This is a genomic window from Thermus sp. FJN-A, assembly GCF_054655095.1.
Window position 1 is genome coordinate 1 of record NZ_BAAHSC010000320.1, and the last position, 236, is coordinate 236.

Annotated in this window: 1 rRNA gene; it reads left to right on the forward strand. The window is 64.4% G+C overall.

The window, feature by feature from the left end:
- Positions 1-236: ribosomal RNA gene (locus ACYQ0J_RS13900) — 23S ribosomal RNA — on the forward strand; the annotation flags it as partial.

Genomic DNA, 236 nt, shown 5'->3' on the forward strand with positions numbered 1-236 from the left:
GGTCGCCTCCTAAAGGGTAACGGAGGCGCCCAAAGGTTCCCTCAGGCGGGACGGAAATCCGCCGGAGAGCGCAAGGGTAGAAGGGAGCCTGACTGTGAGGCCTGCAAGCCGAGCAGGGGCGAAAGCCGGGCCTAGTGAACCGGTGGTCCCGTGTGGAAGGGCCATCGATCAACGGATAAAAGTTACCCCGGGGATAACAGGCTGATCTCCCCCGAGCGTCCACAGCGGCGGGGAGG